Source organism: Propylenella binzhouense, assembly GCF_009866965.1.
In the GTDB taxonomy this organism is placed as follows: domain Bacteria; phylum Pseudomonadota; class Alphaproteobacteria; order Rhizobiales; family Afifellaceae; genus Propylenella; species Propylenella binzhouense.
The window spans coordinates 1-16492 of the sequence record NZ_SPKJ01000089.1; the positions used below are offsets into that span (position 1 = coordinate 1).

Here is a 16492-nt window from a genome sequence, read left to right on the forward strand (position 1 = left end):
CGCCGGAGCCCGCGCGGGCGGCGGCGATCGCGGTGCCGGCGCCCGCCGAGGCGCGGGCCTGTCCGCCCGCCTGCCCCTTCGGCTCGCCGGGCAGCACGCGGAACTTCTGCGTCTGGCCGCGCACGAGCCCGTGGCTCACGGGCACCGCGGGCTGCGGCTTCTCCGCCTCCACGCCGCGGCCGATCGTGGTCGCGCCGAGATCGTCCGGGTTGACGTGGGCGAGGTCGTGCCGCTCGAGATAGGAGATCGCGAGCTCGCGGAAGACGTAGTCGAGGATCGAGGTCGCGTTCTTGATCGCCTCGTTGCCCTGGACCATGCCCGCCGGCTCGAAGCGCGTGAAGGTGAAGGCCTCGACATATTCGTCGAGCGGCACGCCGTATTGCAGGCCGAGCGAGATGGCGATGGCGAAATTGTTCATCATCGCGCGGAAGGCGGCGCCCTCCTTGTGCATGTCGATGAAGATCTCGCCGAGGCGGCCGTCATCGTATTCGCCGGTCCGGAGATAGACCTTGTGGCCGCCGATGATCGCCTTCTGGGTGTAGCCCTTGCGCCGGTCCGGCAGCTTCTCGCGCTCGCGCATGACGCGCTCGACGATCCGCTCCACGATGCGCTCGGCAGCGACCGCCGCCTTCGCCGGCGCCGGCGCCTGGGCGAGCGCCTCGGCGGCCTCCTCCTCGTCCTCCTCGCCGTCGGAGATCAGCGAGGAATTGAGCGGCTGCGAGAGCTTGGAGCCGTCGCGGTAGAGCGCGTTCGCCTTGAGCGCGAGCTTCCAGGACAGCATGTAGGCCGCCTTGCAGTCCGCCACCGTCGCCGCGTTCGGCATGTTGATGGTCTTGGAGATCGCGCCCGAGATGAAGGGCTGCGCCGCCGCCATCATGCGGATGTGGCTGTCGACCGAGAGATAGCGCCTGCCGAGCCGGCCGCAGGGATTGGCGCAGTCGAAGACGGGCAGGTGCTCCGGCTTCAGGCCCGGCGCCCCCTCGAGCGTCATCGCCCCGCAGCAATGGATGTTGGCGGCCTCGATCTCGCGCCTGGTGAAGCCGAGCGCGGCGAGGAGATCGAAGGAGAGGTCGTCGAGGCTCTCCTGCGCGATGCCGAGCGCGTCGCGGCAGAAGGCCTCGCCGAGCGTCCACTTGTTGAAGGCGAACTTGATGTCGAAGGCCGATTTCAGCCCCGCCTCGACGGCGGCGATCTTCTCCGGCGTGAAGCCCTTCGCGGCGAGCGTCTCGTGGTTCACCCCCGGGGCCCCGGCGAGCGTGCCGCGGCCGACCGCATAGGTGACGATCGCCTCGACCGCCGCCCGGTCGTAGCCGAGCGTGGCGAGCGCCTTCGGCACCGCCTGGTTGATGATCTTGAAATAGCCGCCGCCGGCGAGCTTCTTGAACTTCACGAGCGCGAAATCGGGCTCGATGCCGGTCGTGTCGCAATCCATCACCAGGCCGATCGTGCCGGTCGGCGCGATGACGGTCGCCTGGGCGTTGCGGTAGCCGTGCCACTCGCCGAGCTCGAGCGCCCGGTCCCAGGCCGCGACCGCGCGCTCGACGAGGTTGCCGTCCGGGCAGGCGGCGTGGTCGAGCGGGACCGGGTTGGTGTTCAGCCCCTCATAGCCCTGCGACAGGCCCTGCGCCGCGCGGCGGTGGTTGCGGATCACCTTCAGCATGATCTCGCGGTTCCTGGCGAAATGCTTGAACGCCCCGAGCGATTCGGCCATCTCGGCGCTCGTCGCATAGGCCGTCCCCGTCATCAGCGCCGTGATCGCGCCGCAGATCGCGCGGCCCTCGGGCGAATCGTAGGGGATGCCGGAGGTCATCAGCAGCCCGCCAATGTTGGCGTAGCCGAGGCCGAGCGTGCGGTATTCGTAGGAGAGCCGCGCGATCTCCTTCGACGGGAACTGCGCCATCAGGATCGAGATCTCGAGCACGACCGTCCAGAGCCGCACCGCATGCTCGAAGGCGGCGGTGTCGAAGCGGCCGTCCTCCCGGCGGAACTGCAGGAGGTTGAGCGAGGCGAGATTGCAGGCCGTGTCGTCCAGGAACATGTATTCCGAGCACGGATTGGAGGCCCGGATCTCGCCGTCGGCGAGGCAGGTGTGCCAGTCGTTGATGGTGGTGTGGTACTGGATGCCCGGATCGGCCGATGCCCAGGCGGCGTAGCCGACGCGATCCCAGAGCTCGCGCGCCTTCAGCGTCTTCGAGACCTTGCCGTCGGTGCGGCGCGTGAGCTGCCATTCGCCGTCCGCCTCGACGCGGCGCAGGAAATCGTCGGCGACCCGGATCGAATTGTTCGAGTTCTGGCCGGAAACGGTGAGATACGCCTCCGAATCCCAGTCCGTGTCGTAGATCGGGAACTCGATCTTCGTGTAGCCCTGCCGGGCGAACTGGATGACGCGGCGGATGAAGTTCTCCGGCACTGCGGCCTTCTTCGCCGCGCGGATCTCGCGCTTCAGCGCCGGGTTCTTCTCGGGGTCGAAGCAGTCCTCGCCCGGGCCGTCGCAGTTCACGCAGGCCTTCAGCACCAGGTTCAGGTGCTTCGCCATGATCTTGGAACCGGTGACGAGGGCGGCGACCTTCTGCTCCTCCCGCACCTTCCAGTCGATGTAGTCCTCGATGTCGGGATGGTCGATGTCGACCACGACCATCTTCGCCGCGCGGCGGGTCGTGCCGCCCGACTTGATGGCGCCGGCGGCGCGGTCGCCGATCTTCAGGAACGACATCAGGCCGGACGACTTGCCGCCGCCCGAAAGCTTCTCGCCCTCGCCGCGCAGCCGCGAGAAGTTGGAGCCGGTGCCCGAGCCGTATTTGAAGAGGCGCGCCTCGCGCACCCACAGGTCCATGATGCCGCCCTCGTTGACGAGGTCGTCGGAGACCGACTGGATGAAGCAGGCGTGTGGCTGCGGGTGCTCGTAGGCCGTCTTCGACTTCGTCAGCTTGCCGGTCTCGAAGTCGACATAGAAATGGCCCTGGCTCGGCCCGTCTATGCCGTAGGCCCAGTGCAGCCCCGTGTTGAACCATTGCGGGGAATTGGGCGCGCATTTCTGCGCCGCGAGCATGTAGCGGAGCTCGTCGAAGAAGGCCTGCGCGTCCTCCTCCGCGTCGAAATAGCCGCCCTTCCAGCCCCAGTAGGTCCAGGTGCCGGCGAGCCGGTCGAACACCTGGCGGGCATCGGTCTCCGAGCCGTTCCGCTCCGCGGCCGGCAGATCGGCGAGGGCGGCCTCGTCGGGGACGGAGCGCCAGAGCCAGGACGGCACGGACGGCTCCTCGAACCGGGCGAGCCGCGCCGGCACGCCGGCCTTGCGGAAATATTTCTGGGCGAGCACGTCGACGGCGACCTGGCTCCAGGCCGCCGGCACGAGCGCATCGTCGAGCCGGAACACGACCGAGCCGTCCGGATTGCGGATCTCGCTCGTCGCGCTGCGGAATTCGATCGCCTCGTAGGGCGACCGGCCGGCTTCTGTGTAATGGCGCGAAATCCGCATGCTCTGCCCCGCTTTGGTCTTGCCGGCCGGTCGCCCGGCCGCAGCCCCGGACATCCGCCCGGGAGGGTTGTCAGGTCCGCCGCCCGCCGCTCGCCCGCTCTCGGGCAACCGGCCGGATCCGTTGGTTCGATGCGGTCAGGATAGTCCTGATCGCTTCATATGGTGCCTCACATTTCGTCGATCCACAAGATATAGCGAGACTGTGAACAAAGGATTTACCATGCGCAGCCGCGAAGGCCTGCGCCCGGGCAGTCCTGAAGGGTGGATCGAGGATGCGCCGCCGCCTAGCCTCCGACGGCGCCGCAGGACAACGCTAAGCGTGCCCGGGAGATTCGGTCAACGCTCGCGTCGCGCCTGGCGGAACTGGGCAGAAGGGCGGGTATAGCGGGGAAAAGTTCCGTGCCGGGGACCGGGAGGGCGCGGAGGGTCGGCGGTGCCGCGGTCGCGATTTCGTCCCCCTGTTGCCGGCGCACAACGCTTTGCGCCCCGCGGCAAAGGGCCCTATAAGGCCATCGCCGCGCCGCCGGCCGCAGCTCTCGCAACGAATCCATGGCGCCGATCATCCACGTCCTCAACGGTCCGAACCTCAACCGTCTCGGCCTCCGCGAGCCGGGGATCTACGGTGCGCACACGCTGAAGGACGTCGAGGCGCTGGTGACGGGGCATGCCGCGGAGCGCGGGTTCGACGCGATCTGCCGGCAGACGAATCACGAGGGCGATCTCGTCGACTGGCTGCACGCCGCGGACGATTCGGCCGGGGTCATCCTCAATGCCGGCGCCTACACCCACACCTCGATCGCGCTGCAGGACGCCATCAGGGCGATCTCGGCGCCCGTCGTCGAGGTCCACATCTCGAACGTCTTCGCGCGCGAAGCCTTCCGCCATCATTCGTACATCTCGCCCGCCGCGCGCGGCGTGATCTGCGGCTTCGGCGTTCAATCCTATCTGTTGGCCGTCGACGCGCTTCGCGCGCTGCAGCCGGCCTGAGGAGCGCTAACGGAATGTCTCAATCCAAGCACGGCATCGACAAGGACCTGATCCGCGATCTCGCTGCCCTCCTGAAGGAGACCGATCTCGCCGAGATCGAGATCGAGCAGGACGATTTCCGGATCCGGGTCTCGCGCGGGGCCCCGCAGGTGCCTGCCACCTTCATCCAGGCCCCGGCGCCTGCCGGCCGCCTGCCGTCGGAGACCAAGATGGAAGCGGCGGCCGCGCTCGAGCCGGCCGATCTCAGCAAGCACCCTGGGGTGGTGGCGTCGCCGATGGTCGGCACCGCCTACCGCGCGCCCGCGCCGGACGCGAAGCCCTTCGTGGAGGTGGGCGACACGGTCGCGGTGGGCGAGACCATCCTTATCGTCGAGGCGATGAAGCACATGAACGAGGTGGTGGCGACGAAGGCGGGCAAGGTCGTCGCGATCCTGGTCGAGGACGGCCAGCCGGTCGAGTACGGTGAGCCCCTCATGATCGTCGAGTAGGCGCGGCGCGACCCGGCCATGTTCTCGAAAGTCCTCATCGCCAATCGCGGCGAGATCGCATTGCGGGTCCTCAGGGCCTGCAAGGAGCTCGGAATCCAGACCGTCGCGGTCCATTCGACCGCCGATGCCGACGCCATGCATGTGCGCCTTGCCGACGAGAGCGTCTGCATCGGCCCGCCGGCCGCCTCCGAAAGCTATCTCAACATTCCGCGGATCGTGTCGGCCTGCGAGATCACCGGCGCCGACGCCGTCCATCCGGGCTACGGCTTCCTCTCCGAGAACGCGCGCTTCGCGGAGATCCTCGAGGCGCACGGCATCCGCTTCATCGGCCCCTCCGCGGAGCATATCCGCATCATGGGGGACAAGATCCAGGCCAAGGAGACGGCCGTCCGGCTCGGAATTCCCGTCGTGCCGGGCTCCCAGGGCGCGGTGCGGGACGAGGCGGACGCCCGGCGGCTCGCGGCCGAGATCGGCTATCCCGTGCTCATCAAGGCTTCGGCCGGCGGCGGCGGGCGCGGCATGAAGGTGGCCGAGACGGAGGCCGACCTCGCGCGGGCCCTGCAGACCGCCCGGGCGGAGGCGCGCTCCGCCTTCGGCGACGATTCCGTCTATATCGAGAAATATCTCGGCCGGCCGCGCCATATCGAGGTCCAGGTGATGGGCGACGGTCAGGGCAATGCCGTCCATCTCGGGGAGCGCGACTGCTCGCTCCAGCGCCGTCATCAGAAGGTGTGGGAGGAGGCGCCGTCGCCGGCGCTCGACGACGGCCAGCGCGGCCGGATCGGCCGGGTCGTCGCGGAGGCGATGGCCGAGCTCGGCTATTCGGGCGCCGGCACCGTCGAGTTCCTCTACGAGAACGACGAGTTCTACTTCATCGAGATGAACACGCGCCTGCAGGTGGAGCACCCGGTCACGGAGGCGATCACCGGGATCGACCTCGTCGTGGAGCAGCTCCGCGTCGCCTCGGGCTCGCGTCTCTCGGTGCGCCAGGAGGATGTGACCTTCTCCGGCCATGCGATCGAGTGCCGGATCAACGCGGAGAACCCGCTCACCTTCGCACCGTCGCCCGGCCGCATCACCTATTATCATCCGCCCGGCGGGCTCGGCGTCCGGGTCGATTCGGGTGTCTATCAGGGCTACGTCATCCCGCCCTACTATGACAGCCTGATCGGCAAGCTCATCGTGCACGGCCGGAACCGCGCGGAATGCCTGATGCGGCTCCGGCGCACGCTCGACGAGTTCGTTGTCGACGGCATCCAGTCGACGATCCCGCTCTTCCGCGATCTCGCCAAGGAGCCTGATATCATCGCCGGCAACTACGACATCCGCTGGCTCGAGCGCTATCTGGCCGATCGCCGCGAGGCGGACGGCGGGCGGTGACGGCGTGGCGAGCGGGGCGCTCCCACTCGAGATCACGCCGGAGATCGTGCTGAGGGCCTATGCCTGCGGCATCTTTCCGATGGCGGATTCCGCCGAGGACCCGGATCTCTACTGGGTCGAGCCGGCCGAGCGGGGCATCCTGCCGCTCGAGGCCTTCCATGTCCCGAAGCGGCTCGCGCGCACGGTCCGCGCGGACCGCTTCACGGTCCGGATCGACACCGATTTCGACGCCGTGATCGCGGCCTGCGCGGCGCCGCATCCGGGCCGGCGCACGACCTGGATCAACCGGCCGATCCGCAGGCTCTACGGGCAGCTCTTCGATGCCGGTCACGTCCATACCGTCGAGGCCTGGCGCGAGGGTCGCCTCGTCGGCGGCCTCTACGGAGTGAAGCTCGGCGCCGCCTTCTTCGGCGAGAGCATGTTCTCCCTCGAGCGCGACGCCTCCAAGGTGGCGCTCGTCCATCTTGCCGCGCGGCTCGTCCGCGGCGGGTTCACCCTCCTCGACACGCAGTTCGTGACGGAGCATCTCGGGCAGTTCGGCGCCGAGGCGATTCCGCGCGACGAATATCTTCTCCGGCTCGCCGACGCCCTGGAGCGGAAAGCGGAATTCCGCGCCTTTCCGCAGGACCGGGCCGGCCGCGCGGTGCCGGGGGAGGTTGTCCTCGCCGCGCTCGGGACCGAGCGGTGAACCAGCCATGCGCCGGCCGCGATTCCCCGCCGCCGCCTCCGTGCTATAGGCGCTTCCCCGGCTGTCCCGCGCCGATCGAGGTTCCTTGATGTCATCACCCGCCGAGGCACCCGACGAGCGCTGGGCCGCGTTCCGCAACGTGAGCTTCGTCCGCTACTGGGTCTCCCGCTTCGCCGCGACCTTCGCCGTCCAGCTCCAGAGCGTGGCGGTCGGCTGGTACGTCTACGACCTGACGCGCGATCCCTTCCATCTCGGCCTCGTCGGCCTCGTCCAGTTCCTCCCCTCGCTGCTCCTGGTGCTCGTCACCGGCACGGTGGCGGACCGCTACCGCCGGCGCACCATCATGGGCATCTGCCTCATCGTGGAGGGGATCTGCTCGGCGACGCTCCTCGCCTTCGTCGTCACGGGCCTCCCCGAGGTCTGGCCGATCTTCGTGGTGCTCGCGATCTTCGGGATCGCGCGGGCCTTCTACGCGCCGGCGGTGCAGTCCCTGCTGCCGAACCTCGTCGCGCCCGAGCATCTCGCAAACGCGGTCGCCTGGAACTCCTCGTCCTGGCAGGTCGCCAACATCCTCGGGCCGGTGGTGGGCGGGCTCCTCTACGGCGTGGCGGCGGAGGTGGCGTTCGGCACGGGGCTCGCGCTCTTCGTCGGGGCCGGCCTCCTCACCATGATCATTCCGCGCCCGGCGCAGCGCATCGCGCCGGAGCCGGCCAACTGGCACACCATCGTCGCCGGCTTCCAGTACATCTGGCACGAGAAGGTCGTGCTCGGCGCGGTCTCGCTCGATCTCTTCGCCGTCCTTCTCGGAGGCGCCACGGCGCTCCTGCCGGTCTATGCGCGCGACATCCTCGAGCTCGGCCCGTGGGGGCTCGGGCTCCTGCGCGGGGCGCCGGGGGCGGGGGCGCTGCTGACCGCGGTCTGGCTCGCGATCCATCCGGTGCGCGACCATGCCGGCCTGCTGATGTTCGTCTTCGTCGGCCTGTTCGGCGTCTGCGTGACCGCGTTCGGCTTCTCGACCGTGCCGGCGATCTCCATCCTGGCGCTTCTCCTGATGGGCGCCTGCGACATGGTCAGCGTCTATATCCGCGAGACGCTGATCCAGCTCTGGACGCCCGATTCGGTGCGTGGCCGGGTGAACGCGGTGAACATGGTCTTCATCGGCGCGTCGAACGAGCTCGGCGAGTTCCGCGCCGGCATGATGGCGGCGCTGATCGGTACCAAGGCGGCGGTCGCCTTCGGCGGGCTCGGCACCGTCGCGGTGGCGGCGCTCTGGGCGCGCATGTTCCCGGCGCTGCGGCAGGCGAGGCACCTGAGCGGCCGCGTCTGAGCGGGTCTCCCTTTAGCGCGCGTCCGGCGGGCCGCCGTCGCCGACACCGAGCGCGCGCTGCATCAGCACCGTGTCGAGCCAGCGCCCGTGCTTCCAGCCGACCGCGGCGAGCGTCCCGACATGGCGGAAGCCGAGCGCGGCGTGGAGGCGGATCGAGGCGGTGTTCGCCGAATCGCCGATCACGGCCACCATCTGGCGGAAGCCGCGTTCCGCGGCGGCGTCGATGACGGCCGAGAGCAGCAGGCGGCCGACCCCGCGGCCATGGCTGTCGCCGCGGACATAGACCGAGTTCTCCACCGTGCCCCGATAGGCCGGGCGCGGCCGGTAGGGACCCGCATAGGCATAGCCGACGATCTCGCCGCCCGCCACCGCGGCGAGATAGGGATAGCCCGCCTCCACCAGCGCGGCGCGCCGGCGCGCCATCTCCGCCGGCTCGGGCGGGTCGATCTCGAAGGAGGCCGTGCCGTGGAGCACGGCGTCGCGGTAGATCGCGGCGATCGCCGCGACGTCGCCCGGCTCGCACGGCCTGAGGGCGGGCGCGGTCGGCATCTCCGCCTCAATCCTCCGGCGGCGGCTGGTCGGGCGAGGGCTGCGGCTGCTCGCCGCCGCCCGGAGCCTCCAGCTCGGGCGTCGCCTGCTCCTCCTTCCGGATCTGTTCCTGCGTGCGCACGTCCTGGCGGCAATCGACCAGCCAGACATCGTAGATCGGGTGCTCGACGCCGTGGAGGCCGGGGCTCGCCGCGAACATCCAGCCCGTGAAGATGCGGCGGATCTCGTTCTCCAGCGTGATCTCGTCGACCTCGACGAAGGCGGTGGTCTGGGCCGGCTCGGTCGGCGGCCGGGTATGGCACGCGCGCGGCGTGACCTGCAGCGCGCCGAACTGCACGGTCTCGTCGATCTTCGCGTCGAACTGGATGATCCGGCCGGTGATCTTGTCGAGGCCCGAGAAGGTCGCGACGGGATTGGCGATCGGCTCGGCCGCGGCTGGACCGGCGAGGAGGAGGGCGAGGGAGGAGGCGAGGAGGAGGGCGCGCGGGCGAAGCATGGGATCCGGTTCGGGGGCGTGATCCGTCCGGCGTTAGCGGCGGAATCGGGCCGTGCTGTGGCCCGTCGGGGCCGGCTTCCTCACGGCGTCCAGGGCTCGTAGTCGCCGGTCACCTCGGGCCGCTGCTCCGGCCGCAGGAGCGAGCCCTTCGGGCGGTAGGCGGCCGGCGTTCCGGTGAGGTTCGGCTGGTGCGGCTTCTCCCACTCGCGAGGCTGGTAGGTGTCCTCGGTCGGCGGGATGTCGGTGCGGTGATGCATCCAGCCGTGCCAGCCGACCGGGATGCGCGAGGCCTCCGCCTCGCCGTTATAGATGACCCAGCGGCGCTTTCCGGTCGCGTCGCGATAATAGCGGTTGCCGTACTGGTCCTCACCGACGAACTGGCCGAACCGCCACGTCCAGACGCGCGTGCCGATGGTCTGGCCGTTCCACCAGGTGAAGATCTGAAGCAGGATTTCTTTCATCGCCGGCTCCGCTGAGACGGGGAGGGGATAGCGCGGCCGGCGCGGGAAGGAAAGCGCGGCGCGCTCAGCACGCGGTCTCGCCGGCGCAGGCCTTCCGCTCGGCCGCGATCTTCTCCTGCAGCTGGTCGAAGCCGACCGCGCCGAAGACGAGCTCGTCGCCGACCACGTAGGACGGCGTGCCGCCGATGCCGAGCGCATGCGCGAGCTGCTGCACCTCGATGAGGTTCTCGTCGACCGCCTTGTCCTTCGCGGCCCGCTCGAGCGCCTTCGCGTCGAGACCGAGGTCGCGCGCCACCTGGAGCGCCTTGGCGCGGTCGGCCTGGCCGGGGCGGCCGAGCAGCTCGCGGTGGAATTCGAGGTAGCGCTTCGGCGTCTGCTCCTTGACGGCGACCGAAATCCGCGCCGCCTCGACGGAGCCCTCGGAGAGGATCGGGAATTCCTTCATGACGACGCGCAGGTCGGGATTCGACTGGATGAGCGCCATCAGGTCCGGCAGCGCCCGCTTGCAGTAGCCGCAATTGTAATCGAAGAACTCGACGAGCGTGACCTTGCCTTCGGGATTGCCGACGACCGCCTGATGCGCGGAGTTGAGGATCGTGTCGCGCATCTCGTGCACGGCCCTCGCCTGCGCCGCCGCCTGCTCCTGCTGCCGCTTGGCGTCGAGCGCCATCAGCGCCTTCTCCACCACCTCCGGGTTGGCGAGGATGTAGTCCCTGACGATCCGCTCGATCTCGCGCTTCTGGTCGGGCGCCATCTCGGCGCGCGCGGGCGCCGTCGCCGCGCCGAAGAGGGAGAGGACGAGAGCGAGGACGGCGATGCGGCGCATCTGGGTATCTCCTGGGGTCGCGCCCGGCCGGGGGCGGACGCCACTCCTTATCGGGATTTCGGGTTTTTGTATGCCAGGATGTCGTCGGCCTGCAGCCAGGCCGGCGTGCCCCGCTTCAATTTCGCTTGAGCGCGCTTGGCATAGGCCTGGGCGCTCGAGACCGATCCCTCGATCAGGAGGCCGCGCGCGGTCGCAAGCTCGGCTTCCGCGATCCGTCCCTCCTTGGCGAGCGCGGTGGCGAGATGGCGGTAGCCCTCGGAAGCGAGCGGCTCGTCCCGCAGCCCCGCCTGGAGCGAGCCGACCGCCTGGTCGAGAAGGGCAGGATCGCCGGTCTGGAGCAGCGCGTGGCCGAGCATGATGCGGATGAGGCCGGGCTTCGGCGCAAGCGAGGCCGCCTGGCGCAGCGGGGCGATCGCCTCCCGCGCCCGGCCGGATTCCAGGAGCGCCTGCCCCTTCAGCTCGTGGAAATAGGGGTCGGACGGCGCCCGCGCGATGAGCGCGTCGATCTGCTTGACGGCCTTGGCCGGGCTGCCGGTCCGGTAGGCGAGGATGGCGCGCGCATACTCGGCCGCGAGGCTGGTGTCCGAACGGGGATACCGGCGGGCGACCATGCCCGGGCTCTCGATGAAGCCGGAAAGCTTCGCCCGCATCATCGCGTGCCGCGCGAGGAGGGCGGGTGGGTCCGAGGCGTTCCAGTACCGGCTCTTGCCCGCCGCGGTTTCGAGCTGCGCGATCCGGTCGGAGGCCATCGGATGGCTCTGCGCATAGGGATCGGCGTATTGCTTCGCGAACAGCTGCTGGTCGGCGAAGGTGCGGAACGTGTCGATCATGCCGCGGGCGGATTGTCCCGTCGCGTCGAGATAGGAGAGGGCGGCGCGGTCGGCCGCGATCTCCTGGGCGCGCCGATAGCTCAGGACGGAGCGCTCGACGATGGAGGGCGCGATCATCGCGGCGGCCGCACCCATCTGGGCGCCCTCGGTCGAGCCGGCACCGGCGCCAGCGACCATGGCGCCCGCCCCGAGCAGCGCGCCGAGCATGCCGATCGTGGCCGCATGCGCCATCTCGTCGCGCAGGTTCTGGAGATGGCCGCCGGCGAGGTGGCCGGTCTCGTGCGCCAGCACGCCGATCACCTCGTTCGGGGTCTTCGCCTGGAGCAGCGTCCCCGTGTTGATGAAGATCCGGCTTCCGCTCGCCACGAAGGCGTTGAAGTCGGGATCCTTCAGAATGACGATCTCCGCCCCGCGCGAGCCGATTCCGGCCGCCTTGAAGATCGGCGCCGCGTAGTCGCGCAGCAGCTGCTCGATCTCCGCGTCGCGAATCACGGGAAGGGGTCTCTGCTGGGCCGGGGCCGCGGCGGGAGCAAGCGCGATCGTCCCGGCGAGCGCGGCCGCGGCCGCGCGGCGTGCGACGCCCTGTGGCGGGCGCGGGAGCAAGCTGCTAGGCAGGCGGGCGAGGAGGGCGGCTCGTCGTGTCATGGCGCGGTCCCGTTCGGGTCGCGCGGACCTTAGCGGCGCCCCTCCGGCCGGGTCAAATCGGGCGCGCAGGCGCGGCGCGCCCGGCTTCACTGGAAGGATCGAAGATGAGCGGACGACTGGCGGCGTCCCGGCGCAGCCGGATCGAGCCGTTCCTGGCGATGGACGTGCTGAGCGCCGCGGCCGAGATCGAGGCGGCCGGACGGTCGGTCGTCCACATGGAGGTCGGGCAGCCCGGCGCGCCCGCTCCAGGCGCCGTTCTGGAGGCGGCGCGCCGCACGCTGGAAGACGGCCGCCTCGGCTATACCGAGGCGCTCGGCATCCGCCCGCTCCGCGAGCGCATCGCGCGCCATTACCGGGACGAATACGGGCGCGACGTGCCGGCCTCCCGCGTCATGGTGACGACCGGCTCCTCCGGCGGCTTCACCCTGATCTTCCTCGGCGCGTTCGATCCCGGCGCGCGGATCGCGATGGCGGCGCCCGGCTATCCGGCATACCGCAACATCCTGATCGCGCTCGGTCTGGTGCCGGTGGAGATCCCGGTCGGCCCGCGCACGCGCTGGGTGCTGACCGCGGAGGACGTCGAGCGCGCCCATGCCGAGGCTCCGCTCGACGGGGTCCTCGTGGCGAGCCCGGCCAATCCGACCGGCACGCTCACTCTGCCGGAGGCGCTCGGCGAGCTCGTTTCGACCTGCGCCCGGCTCGGCATCAGGTTCATTTCCGACGAGATCTATCACGGCCTCGTCTACGAGGGACGGGCGGAGACGGCGCTCGCCTTCGGCGACGAGCCGATCGTCGTGAACTCCTTCTCAAAATATTACTGCATGACGGGCTGGCGCGTGGGCTGGCTCGTGCTGCCGGAGGACCTCGTCCGCCCGTTCGAGCGGCTCGCGCAGTCCTTCTTCATCTCGGTTCCGGAGCTCTCGCAGCGCGCCGCGATCGCGGCCTTCGACGCGCGCACTGAGCTCGAGGCCGTGAAGGCCGGCTATGCCCGCAACCGTGCGCATCTTCTCGAGCGGCTGCCGGCGCTCGGCTTCGACGAGATCGTGCCGGTCGACGGCGCCTTCTACGTCTATGCCTCGGTGGCGCGCTTCACGAACGACGCGCTCGACTTCTCCAGGCGCATGCTGAACGAGGCGGGCGTCGCGGCGACGCCCGGCCCGGATTTCGACCGCGAGCGCGGGCACCGCTACGTGCGCTTCTCCTTCGCCGGCACGGAGGAGGCGATCCGCGAGGGCGTGGACCGGCTTGCGGGCTGGCTGCGCTGAGCCGCCGGAGCACCCGTTCACGAGAACGAGGCTTGACGGAGGGGGCGTCGCGCGGAACCCTCGGCGGGATCGGCGCAGCCCGTTTGCGCCGTCGCAGGGGAGGGGCGCCCGTCATGGACCGGACTTCCGCTCTGGACGCCGCGCCGCGTTATTCCGCGGCGGGACGGGTTCTGCACTGGCTGGTCGTCCTGTTCGTCCTGGTCGTGCTGCCGTTCGGCGCCGTCATCAAGTTCGTGAAGGAGGACGTGAAGCTCACCTTCTACATGATCCACGAATCGCTCGGATTCCTGGTGCTGTGGATCATGCTGGCCCGGCTCGCCGTGCGGCTCGTGAAGAAGCCGCCGCCGCCGCTCCCGATGCCTGCCTGGGAACACCGGCTCGCCGCCACTGTTCACTGGGCGCTCTATGCCGCGCTCATCCTGATGCCGATCACCGGGTTCCTTGCGACCAATGCCTTCGGCTTCCCGCTCAGATGGTTCAACCTCGTTCCGATCCCGAGCCCGATCGGCAAGAGCGACGCGGCGCCCTACATCATGGCCGTGCACGTGACGCTCGCCTACACGATCCTCGTCCTCATCGGGCTGCACCTCCTCGGGGTGCTCCAGCATCACATCCTGCGCCGGGACGGCACGCTCTACCGGATGCTGTGAGCGGCGGGCCGTCCCCATCGACCGTCGCGCGGGCGCTCTGGATCGCGGCGCCGGGGGCGGCGGAGATCCGCGCCGAGGCTCTGTCGGTGCCGCGCCCCGGCGAGGTTCTCGTGGAGACGGTCGCCTCGGGCGTCAGCCGCGGTACCGAGCGGCTCGTCTTCGAGGGCCGCGTGCCGGAGAGCGAGCGCGGGCGGATGCGCGCGCCGTTCCAGGCGGGCGACTTTCCGGGACCGGTCAAGTACGGCTATGCCGCGGTCGGGCGGGTCCTCGAGGGGCCGGCGCAGCTCGTCGGCCGCCACGTCTTCGCGCTGCATCCGCACCAGGACCGCTTCGTGGTGCCCGAGGCGGCGGCGATCCCCGTTCCTCCGGCGGTTCCGCCCGGGCGCGCGGTGCTCGCCGCGAACATGGAGACTGCGCTCAACATCGCCTGGGACGCAGCGATCGGGCCGGGCGATTCCGTCGCGATCGTCGGCGGCGGGCTGGTCGGGCTTCTCGCCGCCCGGCTCGCCGCCCGCATCCCCGGCACCGCGGTGACGGTGGTCGATGTCGATCCCGCCCGCGCCGGGCCGGCCGGGCGCCTCGGCGCGGCCTTCGCCCTTCCGGGCGACGTCCCGGCCGATTGCGACGTGGTGATCCATGCGAGCGCGAGCGAGGAGGGGCTCCGCACCGCGCTCGCCGCCGCCGGCTTCGAGGCGCGGCTCGTCGAGGCGAGCTGGTACGGCGACAGGGCGCCGGCGGTGCCGCTCGGCGAAGCCTTCCATTCGCGCCGGCTGTCGCTCGTCGCCTCGCAGGTCGGCGCCGTGCCGCCGGCACGGAGGGCGCGCTGGACGAACCGCCGCCGCCTCGAGGCCGCGATGGGGCTCCTCGCCGACGAGGCGCTCGAGGTGCTGGTGACGGGCGAGACCGGCTTCGCCGACCTGCCGGGCGCCTATCGCGGCATCCTTGCCGATCCGGGGACGCTCCTCCATCGCATCCGCTATTGATCGCTCCGCCGAACGTCAGGAAGGACCGCCATGTTCGCCGTCGAAGTCCGCGACCACGTGATGATCGCCCACAGCCTGCCGCGCCCGGTCTTCGGTCCGGCCCAGGCGCTCCACGGGGCGACCTTCGTCGTCGACGCGGCCTTCTTCGCCGCGGAGCTCGACGAGGACGGGCTCGCCGTCGATATCGGGCTCGCGACGGAGGCGCTCGGCGAGGCGCTTGCGCCGCTCCGCTACAGCAATCTCGACGAGGTGCCGGAACTGAAAGGCCGCGTCACCACGACCGAAATGCTGGCGAAGCACGTCTTCGACCGTCTCGCCGCCGCCATCGGCGCGGGCCGGTTCGGAATGGGCGGCGGCCGGATCCGGCGGATCCGCGTGACGCTCCACGAGAGCCATGTCGCGCGCGGCTGGTACGAGGCCGATCTTTGAGGGACGGGCCCGTCTTCTTCGCGGTACCGGGCGATCCCGCGCAGCCGACCGGCGGCTATGCCTATGACCGCCGCGTCGCGGCGGAGCTGAGGAAGGCGGGGCTCCCGGTCGAGACGGTGCGGCTGCCGGACGGCTATCCCTTCCCGGGCGAGGCCGAGCGGCGTGCGGCGGCGGCGATCTTCCGCGCGCTGCCGGACGGGGCGCCGGTCCTCGTCGACGGTCTCGCCTTCGGGGCGATGCCCGAGATCGCCGCGGCGGAGCGCGACCGCCTCGTTCTCGTCGCGCTGGTGCATCACCCGCTCGCGCTCGAAACCGGCCTCGCGCCCGGGGAGAGCGAGCGTCTCGCCGGTTCCGAGCGGCAGGCGCTCGCGGCGGCGCGGGCCGTGCTCGCGACCTCGCACGCGACGGCGGCGACGCTCACGCGCGACTTCGGCGTGCCGGCGGAGAAGATCGCAATCGCCGTGCCGGGCACGGATCCCGGCCCGCCCGCCCGGGGCGGCCACCGCCCGCCGCGCCTCGTCGCCGTCGGGTCGCTCGTCCCGCGGAAGGGCCATGACGTGCTGATCGCCGCGCTCGACCGGATCCGTGCGCTTCCGTGGTCCTGCCGCATCGCCGGCAGCCCGCATCTCGCGCCGGAATGGGCCGGGGGGCTCGCGGCCGAGGTGCGGCGGCTCGGCCTCTCCGGCCGCATCGCCCTTCTCGGCGCGTGCGCGGATGCGCGCGGCCTGATGGCGCAATCCGACATCTTCGTGCTGCCGAGCCGGTACGAGGGCTACGGCATGGTGTTCGCCGAGGCGCTCGCGCAGGGCCTCCCGGTGGTCGCATGCCGCGCCGGGGCGGTGCCGGACGTGGTCCCGGAGACGGCCGGCATGCTGGTGCCGCCGGACGATCCGGCGGCGCTCGCGGCAGCGCTCGGCCGGCTTCTCGGCGACGACGCGCTCCGCAGCCGCTATGCCGCGGGCGCGCGCGCCGGATCGCGATCCAGGCCTGCGAGGTGGCGCGCCCGGAAGGGG

General features: G+C 70.6%; 15 protein-coding genes and 1 pseudogene. 10 read left to right on the forward strand and 6 right to left on the reverse strand.

The window, feature by feature from the left end:
* On the reverse strand, positions 1-3475 hold a 3475-nt coding region (locus E4O86_RS18435), incomplete at its 3' end, for a vitamin B12-dependent ribonucleotide reductase (protein WP_161142018.1).
* A 549-nt stretch (positions 3476-4024) separates the two neighbouring features.
* On the opposite strand from E4O86_RS18435, the gene aroQ reads away from it, so the two are divergent.
* The 5 genes from aroQ to E4O86_RS18460 all read left to right on the forward strand — a co-directional run bounded on the left by aroQ (position 4025) and on the right by E4O86_RS18460 (position 8345).
* Positions 4025-4462, forward strand: a complete 438-nt coding sequence (gene aroQ, locus E4O86_RS18440) for a type II 3-dehydroquinate dehydratase (protein WP_161142019.1) — start codon at positions 4025-4027, stop codon at positions 4460-4462.
* A gap of 14 nt (positions 4463-4476) precedes the next feature.
* A complete protein-coding gene (accB, locus tag E4O86_RS18445) occupies positions 4477-4950 on the forward strand; it encodes an acetyl-CoA carboxylase biotin carboxyl carrier protein (protein WP_161142020.1) in 474 nt (157 codons plus the stop codon).
* Positions 4951-4968: 18 nt separating this feature from the next.
* Positions 4969-6330 carry an acetyl-CoA carboxylase biotin carboxylase subunit gene (gene accC / locus E4O86_RS18450; RefSeq protein ID WP_161142021.1) on the forward strand — a complete coding sequence of 454 codons (1362 nt, stop codon included), beginning with the start codon at positions 4969-4971 and terminating at the stop codon, positions 6328-6330.
* Between the two features lie 4 nt (positions 6331-6334).
* On the forward strand, positions 6335-7018 hold the full coding sequence (gene aat / locus E4O86_RS18455) for a leucyl/phenylalanyl-tRNA--protein transferase (protein ID WP_161142022.1): 684 nt from the start codon (positions 6335-6337) through the stop codon (positions 7016-7018).
* Between the two features lie 88 nt (positions 7019-7106).
* Positions 7107-8345, forward strand: coding sequence for an MFS transporter (locus tag E4O86_RS18460; RefSeq protein ID WP_161142023.1), 1239 nt, complete (start codon positions 7107-7109; stop codon positions 8343-8345).
* A 12-nt stretch (positions 8346-8357) separates the two neighbouring features.
* Here E4O86_RS18460 and E4O86_RS18465 read toward each other — a convergent pair whose 3' ends face one another.
* From E4O86_RS18465 to E4O86_RS18485, 5 genes and pseudogenes are all read right to left on the reverse strand, one after another.
* Positions 8358-8894 carry a GNAT family N-acetyltransferase gene (locus E4O86_RS18465; protein WP_161142024.1) on the reverse strand — a complete coding sequence of 179 codons (537 nt, stop codon included), beginning with the start codon at positions 8892-8894 and terminating at the stop codon, positions 8358-8360.
* 126 nt (positions 8895-9020) lie between these two features.
* Positions 9021-9390: pseudogene (locus tag E4O86_RS18470) on the reverse strand (DUF2155 domain-containing protein); the annotation flags it as partial.
* A gap of 80 nt (positions 9391-9470) precedes the next feature.
* The gene (locus tag E4O86_RS18475; RefSeq protein ID WP_161142026.1) at positions 9471-9851 is read right to left on the reverse strand and encodes an NADH:ubiquinone oxidoreductase subunit NDUFA12; all 381 of its coding nucleotides are present in this window, start codon (positions 9849-9851) and stop codon (positions 9471-9473) included.
* A 64-nt stretch (positions 9852-9915) separates the two neighbouring features.
* Positions 9916-10677, reverse strand: a complete 762-nt coding sequence (locus E4O86_RS18480; protein WP_161142027.1) for a DsbA family protein — start codon at positions 10675-10677, stop codon at positions 9916-9918.
* Between the two features lie 47 nt (positions 10678-10724).
* Positions 10725-12152 (reverse strand): M48 family metalloprotease, encoded by a 1428-nt coding sequence (locus E4O86_RS18485; RefSeq protein WP_161142028.1) that lies wholly within the window; start codon positions 12150-12152, stop codon positions 10725-10727.
* 104 nt (positions 12153-12256) lie between these two features.
* Here E4O86_RS18485 and E4O86_RS18490 point away from each other — a divergent pair, with 104 nt between their 5' ends.
* From E4O86_RS18490 to E4O86_RS18510, 5 genes are all read left to right on the forward strand, one after another.
* Positions 12257-13417, forward strand: a complete 1161-nt coding sequence (locus tag E4O86_RS18490) for a pyridoxal phosphate-dependent aminotransferase (RefSeq protein ID WP_205520963.1) — start codon at positions 12257-12259, stop codon at positions 13415-13417.
* Between the two features lie 113 nt (positions 13418-13530).
* A complete protein-coding gene (locus E4O86_RS18495; protein WP_161142029.1) occupies positions 13531-14067 on the forward strand; it encodes a cytochrome b in 537 nt (178 codons plus the stop codon).
* Complete coding sequence (locus E4O86_RS18500; protein WP_161142030.1) at positions 14064-15050, forward strand: MDR/zinc-dependent alcohol dehydrogenase-like family protein; 987 nt, start codon at positions 14064-14066, stop codon at positions 15048-15050. Before E4O86_RS18495 ends, E4O86_RS18500 begins: the two co-directional genes overlap by 4 nt.
* A 30-nt stretch (positions 15051-15080) precedes the next feature.
* Complete coding sequence (locus E4O86_RS18505) at positions 15081-15479, forward strand: 6-pyruvoyl trahydropterin synthase family protein (RefSeq protein ID WP_161142031.1); 399 nt, start codon at positions 15081-15083, stop codon at positions 15477-15479.
* Positions 15476-16492 (forward strand): glycosyltransferase family 4 protein (locus E4O86_RS18510; protein ID WP_161142032.1); only part of this gene is annotated, 1017 nt, incomplete at its 3' end. The genes E4O86_RS18505 and E4O86_RS18510, both read left to right, overlap by 4 nt.